Origin of the sequence: Coprococcus sp. HPP0074, from assembly GCF_964238105.1 — a bacterium.
Lineage (GTDB): Bacteria > Bacillota > Clostridia > Lachnospirales > Lachnospiraceae > Faecalimonas > Faecalimonas umbilicata.
In genome coordinates this window covers 139,013-158,546 of the sequence record NZ_CAXSKS010000005.1, presented here as the reverse complement: position 1 = coordinate 158,546, position 19,534 = coordinate 139,013, and the positions used below count along the sequence as shown (strand labels likewise).

Sequence of the window (19,534 nt, the reverse complement as noted above, 5' to 3'; positions counted from 1 at the left end):
TTAGATTTAAGTTTGTTATAATTTTCGTATAAACAAAAGCAAAGAGAGGTAGTCATTATGAAATGCCCACACTGTGGTAAGGAGCTTGCCATCAGTAAAAAAGACAGCTCCTACGGCTTATGCCATACTTGCAAAAAAAGATATAAACTTCCGTCACAACAGCAGACGTATTCCAATATTCCACCAAAGCATATTCGTGAAAAATCCGAGCGCACCATTCGCGAGAATTATCGGAATATGCTTGAGATTGAGGACGAAGAAGATGTTTCCGAGACAAAGGACAAAGTCATTCTTACTATCATGATCATTCTGTTTCTTCTCATTATCGCCGTGGCAGCATATATTTTTCTGTTTTTCAAATAAGTCTTCAGACAGCAAAAAGGATTGCAGCATCTACTATTTCGATGCCTGCAATCCTTTCTATTCCTGTGTTCCTACAAAAGTTCACTGCTCTTTCTTAAATTTTTATACTCAGCTACGGAACGGTCAAAACCTTTGATATGTTTGTAAAGCCACTGAATCACATTTCTATTTACCTGCTCTACAAACTCTTCTGTCGGTCCTTCCTGCTCCTCTAACATCTCGTGAAGTTCGTCTACTACACGATATAATTCCTGGTGCTGCTTTTTGTGCTCCTCGATTCCCGGATATTCAATTTCCTCCTGCAGCTTTTCCTCTGCATTAAAATGAAATTCTGTGTACTCCGCAAGGTAATCTAACATCTTGATCGCTGCAACCTTTCCACCGTCTTTCTCACAACTCTCTACAAGTAAATTAATCTTTGCGATCAACTCTTTGTGCTGGGAATCGATCATCTCATTTCCTGTTACTAAACTTTCATCAAATTCTGCATACATCGTTGTAATGCCTCCTTTTTCTATTTGTCACATCGCCACAGATAAAATTCTTCTGCAACGCTTCACTTGTGATACAGTATAACATAATTTTTCTGAAAAATCACCTTAAATCACTGCAAAAACCGGCTTTTCTTTTTTATTTTTCTCAATTGCCTCTTCCACTTTCCGAAGCATCTTCTCCCGGTCCTCCGGAAAGGTTCCTCTGACACGGAACTGTACAAAATCATGGAAACCATCATACTTTAACCCATCCACCTGCAAATGTTCCAAAAGACATTTTTCCTCCATCAAATTTTCCAGCTCATCTGCCGGCAAAAAATTTCTCTGCTCGATGTCACGGTATAACGGTGCCTCCTGATGCAAAAACATTGAAAAATTAATTACATGCCTCGGTCTTGTCACATTTAAAAACTCCGCCGTCTTCTCTGCATTTTCCGTCCCCCTGCCTCTTCCCGCAACTCCAGTCATAATATGGGCATCATAGATCATTCCCGCACGTTTAATCCTATCAATCGCTGTATATGCTTCCTCCAGCGTATGATCTTTATGCATCCATTCCAGCACATCCGGAAGTCCGCTCTCGATTCCAAGATACAAATGCCGCACTCCAGCTTCCCATAGCTTCTTCAATTCTACATCGCTCTTCTCCTGAATATTTGTCACGGTAGCATCCATATTCACCTCCGTGACATCCGGAAAATACTCGCGAACCAGTTTCAAAATCTTAAGAAGCCTCTCCGTCTTCATTCCAAATGCATTTCCATCCCCAAGAAACACTCTCCTCGGCCTTCCATTCAGCCCTTTTACTCTTTGCAATTCCTCCTCAATCTGTGCAATCGGCAATTCCCGATACTGTAAATGTTTAAAAAGTGTGCAAAACTTACATGCGTTATAAGAGCATCCGACCGCGACCGGGAGCATATAAGATCCCCGCTCCATCGGCGCCCTGCAAATTTGTCCTTCATACTGCATTCTGCCACCTCCCATTGTATCTTTTGCTTTTTCTTCCATTTTAGCACCGTTTTTCACGATTGCAAATTTCTTTTCCATTTGTTCATCATTTTCTTGTTTTTTCATCACAATTTTGTCACATTTCCTTTGTATGATAGTAATCAAACAAAGGACAACACCTTTTTTATATAGATAAAACTTTTTCTTTTTCATAACATGCCGGTCCATGACCGGCATTTCCTCCGTTGAGTGGGGATTCGTAAAATAATCTAGAAACTTTTTGGATGACAGCCGCATATTATTCTGATCCAGAAAAATTAAATACTAAAAAAGAAAATGCTATGCCGGAAATTATCCCAGTATAGCATTTTCTTTTATTTAAATTTGTGTATTACCTCTGCATATCCTTGTGTATTACCCGTGTATTACTTGTGTATTATGTAGTAAGATTCACAAGGTTTTCACTGGATGCCCACACTGAACAATCCTTGAAAATACGCTGTTTCTTAGAACTTTCCGTTCTCAGCTGCTTCCTGAATACTTACAGCAACAGCAACTGTCATACCAACCATCGGGTTGTTACCTGCTCCGATCAGTCCCATCATTTCTACGTGTGCAGGAACAGATGAAGATCCGGCAAACTGAGCATCAGAGTGCATACGTCCCATAGTATCTGTCATACCGTAAGAAGCAGGACCAGCAGCCATGTTATCTGGATGAAGTGTACGTCCTGTACCACCACCAGAAGCTACTGAGAAATATTTCTTACCTTGTTCGATACATTCTTTTTTGTATGTACCTGCTACTGGGTGCTGGAAACGTGTCGGGTTTGTTGAGTTACCTGTAATAGATACGTCAACACCTTCTTTGTGCATGATTGCAACACCTTCTGTTACGTCATTTGCTCCGTAGCAGTTTACTTTGGAACGAAGTCCGTCAGAGTAAGATTTTCTGAATACTTCTTTTACTTCTCCTGTATGGTAATCCATCTCTGTCTCAACGTATGTAAATCCGTTGATTCTTGAGATGATCTGTGCTGCATCTTTTCCAAGACCATTTAAGATAACTCTTAATGGTTTTTTACGAACTTTGTTTGCTTTCTCAGCGATACCGATTGCACCTTCAGCAGCTGCGAAAGATTCGTGTCCTGCAAGAAATGCGAAACAATCTGTATCTTCTTCCAATAACATCTTTCCTAAGTTACCATGTCCTAAACCTACTTTACGCTGGTCAGCAACAGAACCTGGGATACAGAAAGCCTGAAGACCTTCTCCGATTGCAGCAGCAGCGTCAGCAGCTTTTCTGCAGTCTTTTTTGATTGCGATTGCAGCACCTACGATGTAAGCCCAGCATGCATTTTCAAAACAGATCGGCTGAATTCCTTTTACCTGATCGTAAACATTTAATCCAGCGTCTTTTGTAATTTTTTCAGCTTCTTCGATAGAAGCGATACCATAGCTGTTCAATACGCTATTGATCTTGTCAATACGTCTTTCATATGATTCAAATAAAGCCATTTTCTACGTCCTCCTGATTTTTCTCTATTTACTAACGAAGCAGACTATTCAGCTCTTGGGTCGATGATCTTCACTGCATCATCCACACGTCCATACTGTCCTTTTGCTTTTTCCCATGCTGTGTTAGGGTCATCACCTTTTTTGATAAAGTCTGTTAATTTTCCGAGGCTTACGAACTGGTAACCAATGATTTCATTGTCAGCATCTAAAGCGATACCTGTTACATATCCTTCTGCCATTTCAAGATAACGAGGACCTTTTGCTAATGTACCGTACATTGTACCAACCTGAGAACGAAGTCCTTTTCCTAAGTCTTCAAGACCAGCACCTACTGGAAGTCCATCTTCTGAGAATGCACTCTGAGTTCTTCCGTATACGATCTGTAAGAAAAGTTCTCTCATAGCTGTATTGATTGCATCACAGACTAAGTCTGTGTTAAGTGCTTCTAAAATTGTCTTTCCCGGAAGGATCTCAGAAGCCATCGCTGCTGAGTGAGTCATTCCTGAACATCCGATTGTCTCTACTAATGCTTCTTGAATAATACCGTCTTTTACATTCAATGTCAGCTTACAGGCTCCCTGCTGTGGTGCACACCAGCCCACACCATGTGTTAATCCGGAAATATCTTTTACTTCCTTTGCCTGTACCCATTTTGCTTCTTCTGGGATTGGAGCTGGTCCGTGATTAACGCCCTGAGCTACCGGACACATTGTTTGTACTTCATGTGAATAAATCATGTTAAGACTCCTTTCAAATATGTATGATTTTACTTATGATGATTGTTATAACTTTAACATCACATATATGTTATATTTTCTCATAAACTTCCGATTTCGTCTATATCTTTTTCACTTTTTTTCATATTTCGACACTCCCATGTGGGAAAGATGAAAAAAACTGTCGTTCCTTGTCACTTTTCACAATAATTTTTCCACTATTTTGTCGAAGACTCCTCTTCCAACTGCTTTTCCAGAAGTTTGAGTGCCTCCTCCACCGATGCATTTCTGTTTTCCTGCCTTGTCCCATGAAATCTGCACTCTTTTGTGACAGTTCTTCCACATAGATAACAGCCGATATAGACAAGTCCTACCGGCTTTTCTTTCGTTCCGCCAAGTGGTCCTGCAATCCCGGTCACGCTGAGCGCCGCATCCGCTCCTGCTGCCTTTGCAGCGCCCTCTGCCATCTCCTCTGCCGTCTGTGTGCTGACCGCCCCATATTGTTCCAAAGTTTCATGCCGCACATGCAGCAGTTTTTCTTTCGATTCATTGGCATAAGTGATATATCCCTCTTTATAGACTGACGAAGCCCCCGACACATTCATGATGCGCCCTGCCAAAAGCCCTGCCGTGCAGGACTCTGCGGTGGTCAGATACAGACCTCTCTTTTCCAGTTTTTCTACGATTCTTTCTTCCAGACTCATTTTATTTTCCTTCTTTCTGCTCTACAACTAATCATCCTCATCAACCTTGCACTGACAAAGAACTCTCTGAAAACAACTATGCTTTTCCGCCCTTTCGGAATCTTGGCATTCCTCAATATTAGATTTTCTTTGCCTGAATCGAAAAGAAAGATTGTCCGCCCTTTTGGCAGCACAATCTTTCCATCTTCTTACATGCCGCCCTGTGTCAGCACTTCTTTATTCTTCCTAATATAATCTACCAGAGATACGATTGTCAGGATCAATGACACCCAGATAAGAATCTGTTCCACTACTGCGAATACACTTCCTTCAAATGCCGCGATCAATACAATGATCATCGCCATCTGGAACACGGTTTTAAACTTGCCCCAGTAACTTGCCGCGATTACAATTCCATTGTCCGAAGCGATCAGGCGGAATCCACTGATGATAAATTCACGGCTGATAATCACAATGACGATCCACGCCGGAAGTCTTCCCATCTCTACAAGACAGATCATTGCCGCACCGACAAGCAGTTTGTCTGCCAGCGGATCCATAAATTTTCCGAAATTTGTCACAAGGTTGTATTTCCGCGCAATTTTTCCATCTAAAAGATCTGTCAGACTTGCAATACAGAAAATCGCAAGTGCGATCCACTTACTTGCCGCCATCTCTCCACCGAGGGACGGAAGCATGAACCATACAAAAAACGGGATCATCAATACACGGACAACCGTCAGCTTATTTGGTAAATTCATTATACTATCTCTCCTATCAAATCATATTCCAGTGCCCCAGTCACTTTTACTCTTGCAAAATCCCCGGACATCAGCTCTTCATCGGTATTTACAAAGATCAATCCATCAACATTCGGTGCATCTTTGTAAGTTCTTCCAACATATGCATTTTCATCGGCAATCTTTCCTTCGATCATCACGAGCACTTCTCTTCCGATCATATCTTCTGCCTGCTCAAACGCGATATCCTGCTGAAGCTCCATCAGTTCCGCCTGACGGTCCTCTTTGACGCTCTCCTCAATCTGATCCGGCATCGTTGCTGCCGGAGTATCCTCCTCCGGAGAATAAGTAAATACGCCAAGCCTGTCAAACTCCATCTGATCTACAAAATCCATCAATTCCTCATGCTGCTCTTCGGTCTCTCCCGGAAATCCGGTAATCAATGTTGTACGCAGTGTAATATCCGGAATCTCTCTTCTTAATTTTTCAATGATCTCGATCAACTGTGCTTTGGAAGTCCGGCGTCCCATTCTCTTTAAAATGCCATCGCTTGCATGTTGGATCGGCAGGTCTAGATAATGGCAGATTTTGCTCTCCTCTTTCATTACCTGGATCAATTCGTCTGTGATCTCCTCCGGATAACAATATAAAACACGAATCCAACGGATTCCCGCAATTTTACATAATTCCTTCAACAGTTTATGAAGTGATTTTTCTCCGTAAAGATCCTTTCCGTAAAGCGTTGTCTCCTGCGCCACAAGAATCAATTCCTTTACCCCCTGCTCCGCAAGTTCTTCCGCCTCACGAACCAGCTGTTCCATCGGAACACTGCGGAAATTTCCGCGGATCTTCGGGATAATACAGTATGTACAGTGTTTGTCACACCCTTCTGCAATCTTCAGATAAGCGAAATGTCCTCCTGTTGTCACAAGCCTTTTACTATCTACTGTCGGAAGTGCATCTATATCTGTCATTTTCAGATAATGATGTCCTTCCAGCGCTTCATCTACGGCATCTAAAATCTTATCGTAAGAAGTTGTTCCAAGGACTGCATCCACTTCTGGAATCTCATCAATAATCTCCTGCTGGTAACGCTGAGCAAGACAGCCGGTCACAATGAGTGCCTTCAGTCTGCCTTCTTTTTTCAATTCTGACATCTCCAAAATCGTCTGGATACTCTCTTCCTTTGCATCGTGAATAAAGCAGCAGGTGTTGATGACGATAATGTCTGCCTCACTCTCATCTTCTACCATCTGATAACCTCTCGATGCCAGCATGCCCAGCATCACCTCGGTATCTACCAGATTCTTATCACATCCCAGTGATACAAATAATATATTCATCTGCTATTTTCTCCTACATATTTATTAAGGCAGATACCTATGCATCTGCCTCTGCGGTTCTATTCGTTAGAATCATCCTCTGCGATGATCTTGATTTTCCCTTTGTTCAACTCATCAATTGCGATAGAAAGCGGCTTCTCTCCGTCTTTTGCACGGACAAGCGGCATCTCTCCTCCGATGATCTGTCTTGCTCTCTTTGCTGTTGCAAGTACAATAGAATAACGGCTGTTGACAATCTTTGTAGCCCCTTCTTCTACGTCCTGGTTTACGACTTTCATTAAGTCTGTATAAGATGGATGTAACATTCTATGATTCTCCTTTCAAATTTTCATCTAATTCTTCTTTGATCTGAGCCATGAACTGTCGGTTACGAAAACTTCTTCTGTGCTCTCCCTGAATGATCTGATGCATCTCCTCGATACAGGTGTCCAGATCATCATTGACGATCAGATAGTCGTATGCCTCCATACCCTCAGCTTCTTCTGCGGCTCTCTGCATGCGGGATTCGATCACTTCCATTGTCTCCGTTCCGCGCCCTACCAGCCGCTCCTTTAATACAGCAGCACTCGGCGGAGTCACGAACAATAACAGTGTCTCCGGGAACTTCTCTTTCACTTTCAATGCCCCTTGGATTTCAATTTCCAGAATGACATCCTTCCCTTTCGACAACTGTTCTTCGACATATGCGCGCGGTGTGCCATAATAATTATTTACATATCTAGCATACTCTATAAGTTCATCTTGTGCAATCATTTTTTCAAATTCTTCAGTTTCTTTGAAAAAATATGCCTTTCCTTCCTCTTCTCCCTCGCGCGGTTTTCTCGTTGTGGCAGAAATCGAAAGTGCATAATTATCATACTTTTCCAAAAGTCCCTTCATCAATGTTCCTTTGCCCGCTCCCGAAAATCCGGAAACTACAATTAAGATTCCTTTCTGTTCCATCTGTTCTTCCTCACAATTCTCTGTTCGCTATTTGATAGCTGTTTCTTCTGTTTTTTACTCTATGTTCTGAATCTGTTCTCTTACTTTCTCAATCTCGGTCTTCAGATCGATCGCCCGATTTGAAATCTCCAGATTGTTCGCCTTAGACAGAATAGTATTTGCCTCCCGGTTCATCTCCTGCGCGATGAAATCCAGCTTTCTTCCGATTCCTTCGGCTTCTTCCAGTGTCTGCTTCATATGTTCAATATGGCTTCTCAGGCGTACAACTTCCTCATCGGTACAAATCTTATCTGCAAAGATTACAACTTCTGCTGCAATTCTTCCTTCGTCAATCTGTGTATCGGTAAGCAGTTCCTTCATCTTTGCTTCCAGCTTCGCGCGGTAATCTGCAACGATTTGCGGAGAATGTTCTTCGATATAAGTCACTTTTTCGAGCATTCCATCTAATTTCTGAATCAAATCTTTCTTTAGATGTTCCCCTTCCATACTTCTCGTCTCCACAAACTGGCGGCATGCTCCTTCCAATGCTTTGCTCAACCCATTCCAGATTTCTTCTTCATCTACGGTCTGCTCTTCCATCGTAAACACTTCCGGATATCTTGAGAGTGTTGATACACGAATATCATTTTCCAGCGAAAACTTCTCTGACATCTCCCGGAAATATCTAAGATATTCTGCTGCCAGGGATTCATTATATTTTAATGAGATCTGCCCTTCTGACATATCTTCATAAGTAATGAAAATATCTACTTTCCCACGCTGCACATATTTCTTTAAAAGCGTACGGATTGCCGACTCGAAGAAATTCAACTTTTTCGGCATACGGATATTTACATCAAGATACCGGTGGTTCACCCCCTTCATCTCAACAATAAATTTACGTTCTGACTCTGCGATCTCACACCGTCCAAAACCCGTCATACTTTTTATCATAATTTCTGCCCTCTTTACTTTTTCTTTCGGTCTTTTTTGCTAGACTTTATTATAATGGATTTACTCTTTATCGTCAATCGCAATTCTTTACCTCATCCAAAAGTCATGGTATACTATTACAGAAATGTCCAGGCAGCCATTCTGCCTGCCGGTGTCCATGGAATCTTTCATTTTCATACACCTGATCACATTTAAGAAAAGAGGAATTACATATGGCTTTTGATGGAATTACAATCGCAAATATTGTACACGAATTAAATAGAAATCTGCTCGATGGAAGAATCAACAAAATCGCTCAGCCTGAGACAGATGAATTACTGCTGACAATCAAGACACCCGGTGGACAGCGCAGGCTCAGTATCTCTGCCAGCGCTTCGCTGCCGCTAATCTATCTGACAGAGGGAAACAAACCAAGTCCAATGACTGCCCCGAATTTCTGTATGCTGCTTCGCAAACATATCAACAACGGGCGCATTACGAAAATCTGGCAGCCAAAACTGGAACGGATCATCCATTTTGAAATCGAACATCTCGACGAGCTTGGAGATCTCTGTAAAAAAGAATTGATTGTGGAGATCATGGGGAAACACAGTAATATCATTTTCTGTAATGAGGACGGAACGATCATTGACAGTATCAAACATGTATCGTCCCAGATGAGTTCTGTCCGGGAAGTTTTACCGGGACGCACATATTTTATTCCGGATACGATGGAAAAGTCCGATCCTCTCTCGGTGTCTTTTGCAGAATTTCAACGGGTACTGACCGAAAAACCGATGCCGCTTGCCAAAGCAGTCTATACAAGTTTTACCGGCATCAGCCCTGTCGTCGCCGAAGAGATCTGTTATCTCTCCGGAATCGACTCTTCACTCACGCCAAGAGAACTCTCCGAAGATCTCCTGACACACCTTTACCGTCAGTTTACATTGTACTTTGAGGAAGTGTCTGCCGGACATTTTTCTCCGGCAATCTATTATCATGGTGCAGAGCCGAAGGAATTCAGTGCACTTCCACTGACACACTTCTCCCAGTACATCAGAAAAGAATATGACTCCATTTCACGCCTGCTGGAAGACTATTATGCAGAAAAGAATACACTGACCCGCATCCGCCAGAAATCTGTCGACCTTCGCCGTGTCGTGCAGACTGCCCTAGAGCGGAACCGCAAAAAATATGACTTACAGGCGAAACAACTCCGAGACACAGAAAACCGTGAAAAATTCAAGGTCTACGGGGAACTGATCCACACCTATGGCTACAATCTGGAGCCTGGTGCGAAAAAGCTGGAAGCGCTGAATTATTACACAAATGAAATGATCACAATTCCGTTGGACAGCACAAAGACGCCACAGGAAAATGCACTGAAATATTTTGAGAAATACAATAAGCAAAAACGGACGTTCGAGGCACTGACTTCTCTGATTGAGGAGACAAGAGATGATATTTCCTATCTAGAGTCTGTCAGCAATGCGCTCGATATTGCACTCAGCGAAGATGATCTGACACAGATCAAAGAAGAATTGATTGAATCCGGCTACATCCGCCGGAAATTTACGAAAAAGAAAGTAAAGATTACAAGCAAGCCGTTCCATTATCTCTCCAGTGATGGCTATCATATTTATGTCGGCAAAAACAATCTTCAAAATGAAGAACTTACTTTCCACTTTGCCTCTGGAAATGACTGGTGGTTCCATGCCAAAGGAATCCCTGGCTCTCACGTCATTGTAAAGACAAACGGAGAAGAATTGCCGGACCGTACCTTCGAGGAAGCTGGAAAACTCGCCGCGTACTATTCGAAGAACCGCGGAAGTGAAAAGATTGAGATCGATTATATTGAAAAAAAACATGTCAAAAAACCAAAGGGAGGAAAACCTGGATTTGTCGTATATTATACCAACTACTCACTGATGATCGACTCAGATATTTCACAGATCAAGCAGCTGGAAGACTGATTAAATGACATATGTTCAAAAGCTCAAAAAAAAACAAAACTGCCGCATCGGTTTTCTCTGATGCGACAGTTTTTTCATTTCCTTCTTGTTCTAATTAATAGTCCCAGATATCGATCATAATACTAATAATCTTCTTAGAATCTTTGTCAAATTCAATTCCCAAAGAACGTGTAAATAATTCATCGTCCCAACTGTAAGTGAGAATTCCAGTCTTAGTGTCTTCTGATTTTTCCCTCGGCTCTCCATATTTTTCAAGTAATTCAGCCTCTGTCATGCCAAGGCGGACATTTCCCGGAAGTGCAATATCAACAATGCCCTCTCCATCACGGCTTGTGATATAGAATCCGGTCAAAGTGCAATCTGACACTTTTGCATCCTTATCTCCTGTATTTTCACAATACACGCCTACCTGATTTCCATTTTTGTCCTTCAACATTGGAAATTCTGTTTCCCCCGGTTTCACCATCTTATCTGCCGGTACTTCTTCGGCATCAACCTTTAAGCCTGCTGCCTCTAATTCTGAAACCTTACACGGAAGCGTCACTGTTTTTCCACTTACATTCAGCTCTAAGGATTCCCAGGAAACGGTTCCCTTCTTTTCTGTCTCATCCACATCTGCAGTGTCTTCCTTCTCGACCTCTTCCTCTGTATCTTCTTCGAGATCTTCTCCCATCTCTCCTCCCAGCAATCCATTGATGCTTCCATCTGCATCTATGGCTTCTTCTTTTGCTTCTTTTGGAAGTTTGATTTCTTTCACTTTATTATACTCATCAAAAGTCATTTCCAGATTCAGTTCCTGGATCTCCATCTCTCCGCTTTCTTCCATTGCTGTCATGAGTACATCTTTCATATCAATAAAAATGCTTGCAGGAAGAATCTCTTTCTTATATACAGTGATAGTACACGGGATCTCCAGTTCTTTCAATTCTTCCTCCGATACTGCTCCTCCCATTCCAAAAGCATCCAGCATATCTTCTCCCAACACATCTGTTGCAAATTCACCACCAATATCTCCCTTAAGCTCAAAGCATTCTTTTCCATTTACGGTCACGAGTTCTTCTGATAAGGTAAATGCCTTTGCCTGCTTTGTCAATTCTTCCACCATACCCGCATTCAATGTGGTTTCTTCCTCTCCACTTTCCACAGGTGATTTCGTCCACATGTTATTCACATAAGTATAGCTCATCAGCCCATCATCTTCTTTTACCTGATAATTCGACATATCCATCGAAACCTCTGTGCCTGCAATATCCATCAAGAGCTTTCCTTCCATCTGGAACCCTTCTGACTTTTCTACCGATGCGAGATCAAAATCCATTTTCATCCCCACACTTTGACCTTCTACCGCAAATTCCATATTCGCAGTCATCTTTCCCGAGATAGACTCAATCGTCTCACCATTCTTGGCCATATCTTTAAAAAGACGTTCCGGGGTTGCTTTCTTCTTACATCCAGCTCCAGATACACAGAGCATTACTACAATCAATCCTATCGTACCTGCTTTTTTCCATTTTCTCATAGGCTTTCCTCCGTTGTGTTGATTTATCGGTATTATATCATTTTCACTGTGCATTTTCCATATTTTTTTGCTGTATTTTTATATTTTTTTGTGCACTTATATCTTTTTTTGATATCTTACAAAGAAATCAACACCGGAAATATCACCTCTGAGCTCTTCTCACCTTAATAGTTTCCAAGTATCTTGAGATTTCTCGCTTCTTCCCGGATACCACGGATGGCATTTTTTACAGCGGCATCGTTAAGATTTCCTTCAAAGTCCACAAAGAACCTATATTCCCATGTCCGTCCTTCAATCGGTCTTGATTCGATCTTTGTCATATTCAGATTATTGTAAATAAAATGAGAGAGGATGTGATACAAAGACCCGCTCTCATGTGGTATCTCAAAGCAGATACTGATCTTTCCCGCCTGTTTCAAATATACCTTCTGATTAGAGACAATGATAAAGCGAGTAGAATTATTACTGTTATCATTGATTCCCTCTTTCAGAATCTCCAGATGATGGATCTTTGCTGCATACTCACTGCATACCGCTGCCTGTGTCTTCTTCTGCTCCTTTAGCACTTTCTGTGCTGCGATTGCTGTATTTGCCACACTGATCTGCTGCCAGTTCCGATGCTCATCTAAAAATCTGGCACTTTGCATCAGCCCCTGTGGATGAGAATATACACACTCAATTTCTTCTATTTTTGTTCCCGGAAGCCCTGCAAGCATATGTCGGATTGGAAGTACAATTTCCCCTACAATGTGGTTTTCAAATTCAACAAGTAAATCATATACCTGACTCACAGCCCCTGCAGATGAATTTTCAATAGGAAGTACTGCATAATCCGCAAGTCCATCCTCCAATGTTTCCATCGCGTCACGGAACGTCTGCACATGAAAGCTGTCACACTCCTCCCCGAAATAGCTGTGGAGCGCCGCCTGACTGTATGCCCCTTCCACACCCTGGAATACAAGTCTGGCACCTTTCTTATCGAGGGAATCAATCCCAATAAATGCCGTCTTCCCGATCACTCCATGCTCTGTCAGAATCTGATACTGGAGTTTTCTGCTCATTGCCATCAGCTGTTCATACAGTTCGGTGATTCCTCTCTGATTAAATTCATTGGATGCCATCTGTGAGAGTGTCGCCAACTTCTGCATCTCTCTCTCCTTGTCATATACTTTCTTACCTGATGCGATCTTTGTGAGTCCTACCTCTGTGCACAATTCCATTCGCTTCTCATATAATCTCACAATCTGGCTGTCAATTTCATCCAGTTGTTCTCTGATTTCACTTAATGGTATCATCTGTCTTTCACCTCATTATCTTTTTTACCAAACTATGCTGTCGCAGAAAGCTCTCCGGCTTCTTTGTCCTGCACTTTGTATTTTTCCTATTATATTACAATTTCTGGATAAAATCTAGATTTTGGAAAATACTGTTACTATGAAAAATAAATTTATCTTATGCGGCACAGCAGGCTGGTGCATGGAAATCCTTTTTACAAGCCTGCATTCTCTTTTTCACAGAGACTACAAATTATCAGGGAAAACTTCCGTCTGGATGTTCCCAATCTACGGAATGGCAAGCATACTGACGCCTCTCTTTGAGATGTTGCGCGGAAAAAGTGTGATGCTCCGCGGCAGTATTTATGCATGCCTGATTTTTCTAGGCGAGTTCTGTTCCGGCTCTCTTTTAAAAAAATACGATCTCTGTCCATGGGATTACAGCAATGCCAGATGGAATATCTGCGGTCTGATCCGCCTCGACTATGCCCCACTATGGTTTGGCGCCGGACTTTTCTTTGAAAGACTCCTTTCCAAGTCAGAGCGATCACATTGATTCCCATAAAGCCTCCCTTTTTGTACTTGAAAATCTTGTCATTTTATTATATGATAAATAAAATAATTCAATATGCAGGAGGCTCTTATTATGGACACAACGCAATGTATTCAGACACGACGAAGCATTCGAAAGTACAAACCTGATCCAATCGATCACACTTTGTTAGAATCTATTATTTCAACTGCATCTTATTCTCCATCTTGGAAGAACACACAGATCACTCGCTATATCGCGATTGAAGACTCTTCCATTCTCAAAAAAATCGCTGATGATTATACCCCTTCCTACAATTCTAATATTGTCAGTCAGTTATCCATGTTAGTTGCGGTAACGATGGTAAAGGGGCGCTCTGGGTTTGAACGCGACGGTTCTTACTCCACGAAAAAAGGAGACCGCTGGCAGATGTTTGACGCAGGAATTGCCTGTCAGAGTTTCTGTCTTGCAGCGCATGAAGCCGGACTTGGAACAGTCATCATGGGAATTTTTGACGAAGATGGTATCCGCAACCTTCTCAACATCCCTGAGGAGCAAGAGCTTGCAGCTCTGATTGCAGTCGGATATCCGGACATTTCCCCGGAACCACCGAAGAGAAAGACTGTTTCTGAATTATTAACATACAAATAGGAGGAAGTTATGAGACACTTAATGAGTCCTTTGGACTTTACCGTAGAAGAATTAGACAAATTATTAGATCTTGCCAATGATATCGAAGCACATCCAGACAAATATGCACATGCATGTGACGGGAAGAAGCTTGCCACTCTCTTTTATGAGCCAAGTACCCGCACAAGACTAAGCCACGAGGCAGCTATGTTAAATCTCGGTGGAAGCATCCTCGGATTTTCTTCCGCTGACTCCAGCTCTGCTTCCAAGGGAGAGAGTGTATCCGACACGATCCGCATGGTATCCTGCTACGCGGACATCTGTGCAATGCGCCATCCAAAGGAAGGCGCTCCGATGGTTGCATGCCGCCACTCTTCCATCCCGGTCATCAACGCAGGGGACGGCGGACACCAGCATCCAACACAGACATTGACAGACCTTCTGACAATCCGCTCGTTAAAGGGACGCCTTGGAAATCTTACAATCGGACTTTGCGGTGATTTAAAATTCGGAAGAACAGTCCATTCTCTGATCCACGCTCTTGTGCGCTACGAAAATGTACGGTTCGTCCTGATTTCCCCGGAAGAACTTCGCCTTCCAAGCTATATCCGCAAAGATGTGTTAGATAAGAATAACATCCCTTACAAAGAAGTCATCAATCTGGAAGAGGCAATGCCAGAACTGGATCTCCTCTACATGACACGTGTTCAGAAAGAACGTTTCTTCAACGAGGAAGACTATGTCCGCATGAAAGATTTCTATATTTTAGATGCTGCCAAAATGTCTCTGGCAAAAGAAGATATGCTTGTACTTCATCCACTGCCTAGAGTCAATGAGATTTCCGTGGAAGTGGACAAAGACCCTCGCGCCGCTTATTTCAAACAGGTACAGTACGGTGTCTATGTCCGCATGGCGCTGATTCTCACACTTTTAGAAATCGAAGTTTAGACGGCAGAAAGGAGTTTATCATGGAAAACAATACATTAAATGTCAGCAGTATCTCAGAAGGATTTGTATTAGACCATATTCAGGCAGGAAAAAGCATGGATATCTATCACTACCTTCGCCTGGACAAGTTGGATTGCTGTGTCGCAATCATCAAAAATGCAAGAAGCAACAAAATGGGAAAGAAAGATATTATGAAGATTGAGTGTCCGATCGACATCATTGATCTTGACATTCTCGGATTCATCGATCACAATATCACGATCAATATCATCCAGAATGACAAAGTTGTTGAGAAAAAGCGTCTGGAACTCCCAAAAGAAATCACAAATGTGATCAAGTGTAAAAATCCTCGCTGTATCACTTCCATTGAGCAGGAATTGGAGCATGTATTTGTTCTGACTGATTCGGAAAAAGAAGTATACCGCTGCAAATACTGTGAAGAAAAATACGACAGAAAAAATCACTAATTGAATATATTTTTATTGCATTGGATTCCAAAAGGATTTCCTTTGTAACAAAAAGGTGCTCCTCTTCGAACGACAGGCAAAAAATCTATTGCCTGTCTGCCCGAAAAGGAGCACCTTTTTTCTGTTCTATTATTCACAATTGCAATTATAATACAAATTCCAACTGGCAATCACACGGTTCTTTCTCCACGCTCTTCTGATTATACTCGACTGCCTCCACACATCCCATTTCTTTGTAAAATGCCTGTGTCTCCTCACAGGAATGTGCAGAAATGTATAACTTCTTTGCGCCCATTTTTCTTGCAGCTTCCACGCACCTTGTAAAAAGCTGTCGTCCAATTCCTCTGTTTCTGCAATCATAAGAAGTATGTATACTGGTCAGTTCCAAATACTGCTTCTCCTGTCCGAAAAACTCGTGTTCTACCGATGCAAATCCCTTCAGGCGTTCCTCCACAAACGCACCGAAGACAACTCCTCCTGTCTGTATCGTGTGGATCAGACACTCCGTCAGATACCGATAGTCACTATCACTCCACTGTTCGTTAAATACGATGTCCTTCAATACCCATTCACCGTCTTCCTTCCGCCAACAGCGATTTACTTCCTGATAGCGGTCAAAGTCAGCAAACAGTGACACAGACAACTCAGATTCTTTGATTCTTCTGTAATTGATTCTACCTTTTCCCATAGTCGGTCCCTCCTGTAAAATCAAAAAGCATTAAGCAAGACGATAAGCCGGGTTATGTCGTTGGACAATCATCTATCTAGGCCTGCCGTTACCGGAAGGCTCAAGCGACCTACCTAAAACGTGACGGGCCGCCACATTGTTTTCGTTCGGTCTTGCTTCGGATGGGGTTTACATATGCCCTCGCTGTTACCAGAGAGGCGGTAGTCTCTTACACTGCCCTTCCAACCTTACCGGCCAGATGACCGGCGGTATATTTCTGTTGCACTAGCCTTGGAGTCACCTCCACCGGACGTTATCCGGCATCCTGCCCTGTGAAGCCCGGACTTTCCTCACCTGCCACCTTTCGGTGATTGCAGCTGCGATTGTCTGTCTTACTTAAATGCCTTTGTATTCTATCATCTTCTAGCAAAAAAGTAAAGACTTCTGTTAAAAAATACATCTTCTACTTCCATTTACCATACATTATAGCACATTTTTTCAATTTGCAAACACAATGACAGATATTTTTAACTTCTTTTCCAAGATGTATAATCTTCTGTCTTTCTGCCATACTAGACAGGGAAACGTAATATGAAAAACTTGAGGAGGGCTTAACAATGGCTGATATTTCTATCTTAGATTTACAAAATCTCCGTCATTTGATCGGAGGATATGACACAACACACTGCAAAATGACAGATTATGCTTCTCAGACAACCGATCCCGAAATCAAAAAATTGTTCCAGGATGCTGCAGACAGTGCAATGAAAAACAAACAGGAACTGATGAGATTTTTATAAGGAGGACATCAAAATGAACGAAAAAACAATGGTCGCAGATGCACTGGTAGGTATCAACGGAGAATTAAAAATGTTTGGAGAAATGATTCCACAGACAGAGAATAAAGAATTAAAACAATGTCTGAAACAGATCCGAAATTCTTGTGAAATGTCACAGGAGAAACTGTATGAAGTCGCACGCCAGAAAAGTTACTATGTCCCTGCTGCAAAGGCAACGGAACAAGAAGTAAATCATGTCAAATCCATTCTGACCCAACCGACAATGCACTAATTTTTTTCAGCCGCCTCCCCTGCTGCATCACTGTACCGAAGCCGGAGAGGCGGCTTTCTGTGTTTGGAAACCTCTCCGATGCTGACATACATACGGTTCTTTTCTAAAATCTCCAACTTTTCTTATAATCCTAAGAATTCTTTACTTTCTTAATGACAAAAAATATTTTATCCTGTACAATGATATCTAACTGACAAAAGAACAAAAGAATTGAGGAGCTATTTTATGAGTATTTTAAATGTAGAACATTTATCTCACGGCTTTGGGGACCGTGCGATTTTTGAAGATGTTTCTTTCCGACTGTTAAAAGGTGAGCATATCGGACTTGTCGGTGCAAACGGAGAAGGAAAATCCACTTTTATGAATATTGTAACCGGAAAATTACAGCCAGATGAGGGAAAGATTGAGTGGGCGAAAAATGTACGTACTGGATATCTGGATCAACATACAGTTCTGGAAAAGGGCCAGACGATCCGTGATGTCTTAAAGTCGGCATTCCAGTATCTCTTTGCACTGGAGGAGAAAATGAATCAAATCTGCGACTCTCTCGGCGATGCAGATCCAGAAGAAATGGAAGCGCTGATGGAGGAGCTGGGAACAATCCAGGATACCCTGACACTTCAGGACTTTTATATCATTGACTCTAAAGTAGAAGAAGTTGCCCGCGCACTCGGATTACTTGATATCGGTCTGGAGCGAGATGTCACAGATTTAAGCGGAGGACAGCGCACAAAAGTACTCCTTGCCAAGCTGCTTTTAGAGAAACCAGATATCCTGCTTCTCGACGAGCCAACAAACTATCTGGACGAGGAACACATTGTGTGGCTTAAGCGCTACTTACTTGACTATGAAAATGCCTTTATCTTAATTTCCCATGATATTCCATTTTTAAACGAAGTAGTCAACATCATTTACCATATGGAAAATCAGGAATTAAATCGTTATGTCGGTGACTATGATCATTTTCAAGAAGTCTACGCAGTCAAAAAATCTCAGCTGGAAGCTGCTTACCGCCGTCAGCAGCAAGAAATCAGTGAACTAAAAGACTTTGTTGCCCGCAACAAAGCAAGAGTTTCCACAAGAAACATGGCGATGTCCCGCCAGAAAAAACTGGATAAGATGGATATCATTGAGCTTGCTGCCGAAAAACCGAAACCGGAATTTCGCTTCAAAGTCGGACGCACTCCTGGAAAATACATTTTCGAAACGAAAGATCTCGTGATCGGATATGACGAACCTCTTTCCAAACCACTCTCCCTTTCTATGGAGCGCGGTCACAAAATTGCGCTCGTCGGCGCCAATGGAATTGGAAAGACCACTCTGTTAAAAAGCATTCTTGGCCTGATTCATCCTCTGAAAGGTTCTGTGGAACTTGGGGAAAATCTTATGATCGGTTATTTTGAGCAGGAATCTGCACCAGACAATAAAACGACCTGTATTGAAGAAATCTGGAGTGAATTTCCATCTTTCACCCAATATGAGGTCCGTTCTGCACTAGCCAAATGTGGTTTGACGACAAAACACATTGAAAGTCAGGTTCGTGTGTTAAGCGGTGGAGAACAGGCAAAAGTACGTCTGTGCAAACTGATCAACCGAGAGACAAACATTTTACTTTTGGACGAGCCGACCAATCACCTTGACGTGGATGCCAAGGCAGAGTTGAAACGAGCTCTTCAAGAATACAACGGCAGCATTCTTCTGATCTGCCATGAGCCTGACTTCTATCAGGATGTGGTAAATGAAGTTTGGGACTGCACAAAATGGACAACGAAGATTATTTAATTTCATTTCA

Annotated in this window: 22 protein-coding genes and 1 other RNA gene; 9 read left to right on the top strand and 14 right to left on the bottom strand. The window is 42.2% G+C overall.

Annotated features, from left to right (window positions below; all coding sequences use genetic code 11):
* The first annotated feature begins 57 nt into the window (after positions 1–57).
* The gene (locus tag ACESPO_RS08110; protein WP_008975136.1) at positions 58–363 is read left to right on the top strand and encodes a hypothetical protein; all 306 of its coding nucleotides are present in this window, start codon (positions 58–60) and stop codon (positions 361–363) included.
* Between the two features lie 71 nt (positions 364–434).
* Here ACESPO_RS08110 and ACESPO_RS08105 read toward each other — a convergent pair whose 3' ends face one another.
* The 10 genes from ACESPO_RS08105 to ACESPO_RS08060 all read right to left on the bottom strand — a co-directional run bounded on the left by ACESPO_RS08105 (position 435) and on the right by ACESPO_RS08060 (position 8,682).
* Positions 435–857: a bacteriohemerythrin gene (locus ACESPO_RS08105; RefSeq protein WP_336305255.1), complete on the bottom strand. Its 423-nt coding sequence runs from the start codon at positions 855–857 to the stop codon at positions 435–437.
* A 105-nt stretch (positions 858–962) separates the two neighbouring features.
* Positions 963–1,829 (bottom strand): radical SAM protein, encoded by an 867-nt coding sequence (locus tag ACESPO_RS08100; protein WP_207637120.1) that lies wholly within the window; start codon positions 1,827–1,829, stop codon positions 963–965.
* Between the two features lie 485 nt (positions 1,830–2,314).
* A complete protein-coding gene (locus ACESPO_RS08095; RefSeq protein ID WP_008975133.1) occupies positions 2,315–3,325 on the bottom strand; it encodes a GGGtGRT protein in 1,011 nt (336 codons plus the stop codon).
* 44 nt (positions 3,326–3,369) lie between these two features.
* A complete protein-coding gene (locus ACESPO_RS08090) occupies positions 3,370–4,062 on the bottom strand; it encodes an iron-sulfur cluster assembly scaffold protein (protein WP_008975132.1) in 693 nt (230 codons plus the stop codon).
* Between the two features lie 197 nt (positions 4,063–4,259).
* On the bottom strand, positions 4,260–4,745 hold the full coding sequence (locus ACESPO_RS08085) for a CinA family protein (RefSeq protein WP_336305254.1): 486 nt from the start codon (positions 4,743–4,745) through the stop codon (positions 4,260–4,262).
* 188 nt (positions 4,746–4,933) lie between these two features.
* Positions 4,934–5,485 carry a CDP-diacylglycerol--glycerol-3-phosphate 3-phosphatidyltransferase gene (gene pgsA, locus ACESPO_RS08080; RefSeq protein ID WP_008975130.1) on the bottom strand — a complete coding sequence of 184 codons (552 nt, stop codon included), beginning with the start codon at positions 5,483–5,485 and terminating at the stop codon, positions 4,934–4,936.
* On the bottom strand, positions 5,485–6,807 hold the full coding sequence (rimO, locus tag ACESPO_RS08075) for a 30S ribosomal protein S12 methylthiotransferase RimO (RefSeq protein WP_116442455.1): 1,323 nt from the start codon (positions 6,805–6,807) through the stop codon (positions 5,485–5,487). Before rimO ends, pgsA begins: the two co-directional genes overlap by 1 nt.
* Positions 6,808–6,866: 59 nt before the next feature.
* Complete coding sequence (rpoZ, locus tag ACESPO_RS08070) at positions 6,867–7,112, bottom strand: DNA-directed RNA polymerase subunit omega (protein ID WP_008975128.1); 246 nt, start codon at positions 7,110–7,112, stop codon at positions 6,867–6,869.
* Between the two features lies 1 nt (position 7,113).
* Complete coding sequence (gmk, locus tag ACESPO_RS08065; protein ID WP_008975127.1) at positions 7,114–7,749, bottom strand: guanylate kinase; 636 nt, start codon at positions 7,747–7,749, stop codon at positions 7,114–7,116.
* Positions 7,750–7,803: 54 nt separating this feature from the next.
* Complete coding sequence (locus ACESPO_RS08060) at positions 7,804–8,682, bottom strand: YicC/YloC family endoribonuclease (RefSeq protein WP_008975126.1); 879 nt, start codon at positions 8,680–8,682, stop codon at positions 7,804–7,806.
* Between the two features lie 212 nt (positions 8,683–8,894).
* Here ACESPO_RS08060 and ACESPO_RS08055 point away from each other — a divergent pair, with 212 nt between their 5' ends.
* Complete coding sequence (locus ACESPO_RS08055) at positions 8,895–10,634, top strand: Rqc2 family fibronectin-binding protein (RefSeq protein WP_336305253.1); 1,740 nt, start codon at positions 8,895–8,897, stop codon at positions 10,632–10,634.
* A gap of 94 nt (positions 10,635–10,728) precedes the next feature.
* Here ACESPO_RS08055 and ACESPO_RS08050 read toward each other — a convergent pair whose 3' ends face one another.
* Positions 10,729–12,153: a DUF6612 family protein gene (locus ACESPO_RS08050; RefSeq protein WP_270196015.1), complete on the bottom strand. Its 1,425-nt coding sequence runs from the start codon at positions 12,151–12,153 to the stop codon at positions 10,729–10,731.
* Positions 12,154–12,317: 164 nt separating this feature from the next.
* Positions 12,318–13,448, bottom strand: coding sequence for a prephenate dehydratase (pheA, locus tag ACESPO_RS08045; RefSeq protein ID WP_008975123.1), 1,131 nt, complete (start codon positions 13,446–13,448; stop codon positions 12,318–12,320).
* Positions 13,449–13,587: 139 nt separating this feature from the next.
* Here pheA and ACESPO_RS08040 point away from each other — a divergent pair, with 139 nt between their 5' ends.
* From ACESPO_RS08040 to ACESPO_RS08025, 4 genes are all read left to right on the top strand, one after another.
* Positions 13,588–13,983 carry a putative ABC transporter permease gene (locus ACESPO_RS08040; RefSeq protein WP_008975122.1) on the top strand — a complete coding sequence of 132 codons (396 nt, stop codon included), beginning with the start codon at positions 13,588–13,590 and terminating at the stop codon, positions 13,981–13,983.
* Between the two features lie 90 nt (positions 13,984–14,073).
* On the top strand, positions 14,074–14,610 hold the full coding sequence (locus tag ACESPO_RS08035) for a nitroreductase family protein (protein ID WP_008975121.1): 537 nt from the start codon (positions 14,074–14,076) through the stop codon (positions 14,608–14,610).
* A gap of 9 nt (positions 14,611–14,619) precedes the next feature.
* Positions 14,620–15,537 carry an aspartate carbamoyltransferase gene (pyrB, locus tag ACESPO_RS08030; RefSeq protein WP_008975120.1) on the top strand — a complete coding sequence of 306 codons (918 nt, stop codon included), beginning with the start codon at positions 14,620–14,622 and terminating at the stop codon, positions 15,535–15,537.
* A 20-nt stretch (positions 15,538–15,557) separates the two neighbouring features.
* Complete coding sequence (locus tag ACESPO_RS08025; RefSeq protein ID WP_008975119.1) at positions 15,558–16,004, top strand: aspartate carbamoyltransferase regulatory subunit; 447 nt, start codon at positions 15,558–15,560, stop codon at positions 16,002–16,004.
* 145 nt (positions 16,005–16,149) lie between these two features.
* On the opposite strand, the gene ACESPO_RS08020 is transcribed toward ACESPO_RS08025, so the two are convergent.
* Positions 16,150–16,692 carry a GNAT family N-acetyltransferase gene (locus tag ACESPO_RS08020; protein ID WP_008975118.1) on the bottom strand — a complete coding sequence of 181 codons (543 nt, stop codon included), beginning with the start codon at positions 16,690–16,692 and terminating at the stop codon, positions 16,150–16,152.
* A 27-nt stretch (positions 16,693–16,719) separates the two neighbouring features.
* Positions 16,720–17,070, bottom strand: an RNA gene (rnpB, locus tag ACESPO_RS08015) — RNase P RNA component class A.
* 218 nt (positions 17,071–17,288) lie between these two features.
* Here rnpB and ACESPO_RS08010 point away from each other — a divergent pair.
* From ACESPO_RS08010 to ACESPO_RS08000, 3 genes are all read left to right on the top strand, one after another.
* A complete protein-coding gene (locus ACESPO_RS08010) occupies positions 17,289–17,471 on the top strand; it encodes a hypothetical protein (protein WP_008975117.1) in 183 nt (60 codons plus the stop codon).
* A gap of 13 nt (positions 17,472–17,484) precedes the next feature.
* A complete protein-coding gene (locus ACESPO_RS08005; RefSeq protein WP_008975116.1) occupies positions 17,485–17,742 on the top strand; it encodes a spore coat protein in 258 nt (85 codons plus the stop codon).
* Positions 17,743–17,967: 225 nt separating this feature from the next.
* On the top strand, positions 17,968–19,524 hold the full coding sequence (locus tag ACESPO_RS08000; RefSeq protein WP_016438452.1) for an ABC-F family ATP-binding cassette domain-containing protein: 1,557 nt from the start codon (positions 17,968–17,970) through the stop codon (positions 19,522–19,524).
* The last annotated feature ends 10 nt before the right edge of the window (positions 19,525–19,534 follow it).

What these genes read in the sequence shown, in the direction of transcription:
- ACESPO_RS08100 (WP_207637120.1), bottom strand. Translation starts at nt 1,829, where the DNA reads ATGCAGTATGAAGGACAAATTTGCAGGGCGCCGATGGAGCGGGGATCT.
- ACESPO_RS08035 (WP_008975121.1), top strand. Translation starts at nt 14,074, where the DNA reads ATGGACACAACGCAATGTATTCAGACACGACGAAGCATTCGAAAGTAC.
- ACESPO_RS08110 (WP_008975136.1), top strand. Translation starts at nt 58, where the DNA reads ATGAAATGCCCACACTGTGGTAAGGAGCTTGCCATCAGTAAAAAAGAC.
- ACESPO_RS08055 (WP_336305253.1), top strand. Translation starts at nt 8,895, where the DNA reads ATGGCTTTTGATGGAATTACAATCGCAAATATTGTACACGAATTAAAT.
- ACESPO_RS08060 (WP_008975126.1), bottom strand. Translation starts at nt 8,682, where the DNA reads ATGATAAAAAGTATGACGGGTTTTGGACGGTGTGAGATCGCAGAGTCA.
- ACESPO_RS08085 (WP_336305254.1), bottom strand. Translation starts at nt 4,745, where the DNA reads ATGAGTCTGGAAGAAAGAATCGTAGAAAAACTGGAAAAGAGAGGTCTG.
- rimO (WP_116442455.1), bottom strand. Translation starts at nt 6,807, where the DNA reads ATGAATATATTATTTGTATCACTGGGATGTGATAAGAATCTGGTAGAT.
- ACESPO_RS08050 (WP_270196015.1), bottom strand. Translation starts at nt 12,153, where the DNA reads ATGAGAAAATGGAAAAAAGCAGGTACGATAGGATTGATTGTAGTAATG.
- ACESPO_RS08090 (WP_008975132.1), bottom strand. Translation starts at nt 4,062, where the DNA reads ATGATTTATTCACATGAAGTACAAACAATGTGTCCGGTAGCTCAGGGC.
- ACESPO_RS08005 (WP_008975116.1), top strand. Translation starts at nt 17,485, where the DNA reads ATGAACGAAAAAACAATGGTCGCAGATGCACTGGTAGGTATCAACGGA.
- ACESPO_RS08105 (WP_336305255.1), bottom strand. Translation starts at nt 857, where the DNA reads ATGTATGCAGAATTTGATGAAAGTTTAGTAACAGGAAATGAGATGATC.
- pgsA (WP_008975130.1), bottom strand. Translation starts at nt 5,485, where the DNA reads ATGAATTTACCAAATAAGCTGACGGTTGTCCGTGTATTGATGATCCCG.
- ACESPO_RS08000 (WP_016438452.1), top strand. Translation starts at nt 17,968, where the DNA reads ATGAGTATTTTAAATGTAGAACATTTATCTCACGGCTTTGGGGACCGT.
- ACESPO_RS08025 (WP_008975119.1), top strand. Translation starts at nt 15,558, where the DNA reads ATGGAAAACAATACATTAAATGTCAGCAGTATCTCAGAAGGATTTGTA.
- ACESPO_RS08010 (WP_008975117.1), top strand. Translation starts at nt 17,289, where the DNA reads ATGGCTGATATTTCTATCTTAGATTTACAAAATCTCCGTCATTTGATC.
- pyrB (WP_008975120.1), top strand. Translation starts at nt 14,620, where the DNA reads ATGAGACACTTAATGAGTCCTTTGGACTTTACCGTAGAAGAATTAGAC.
- ACESPO_RS08095 (WP_008975133.1), bottom strand. Translation starts at nt 3,325, where the DNA reads ATGGCTTTATTTGAATCATATGAAAGACGTATTGACAAGATCAATAGC.
- ACESPO_RS08040 (WP_008975122.1), top strand. Translation starts at nt 13,588, where the DNA reads ATGAAAAATAAATTTATCTTATGCGGCACAGCAGGCTGGTGCATGGAA.
- rpoZ (WP_008975128.1), bottom strand. Translation starts at nt 7,112, where the DNA reads ATGTTACATCCATCTTATACAGACTTAATGAAAGTCGTAAACCAGGAC.
- gmk (WP_008975127.1), bottom strand. Translation starts at nt 7,749, where the DNA reads ATGGAACAGAAAGGAATCTTAATTGTAGTTTCCGGATTTTCGGGAGCG.
- pheA (WP_008975123.1), bottom strand. Translation starts at nt 13,448, where the DNA reads ATGATACCATTAAGTGAAATCAGAGAACAACTGGATGAAATTGACAGC.
- ACESPO_RS08020 (WP_008975118.1), bottom strand. Translation starts at nt 16,692, where the DNA reads ATGGGAAAAGGTAGAATCAATTACAGAAGAATCAAAGAATCTGAGTTG.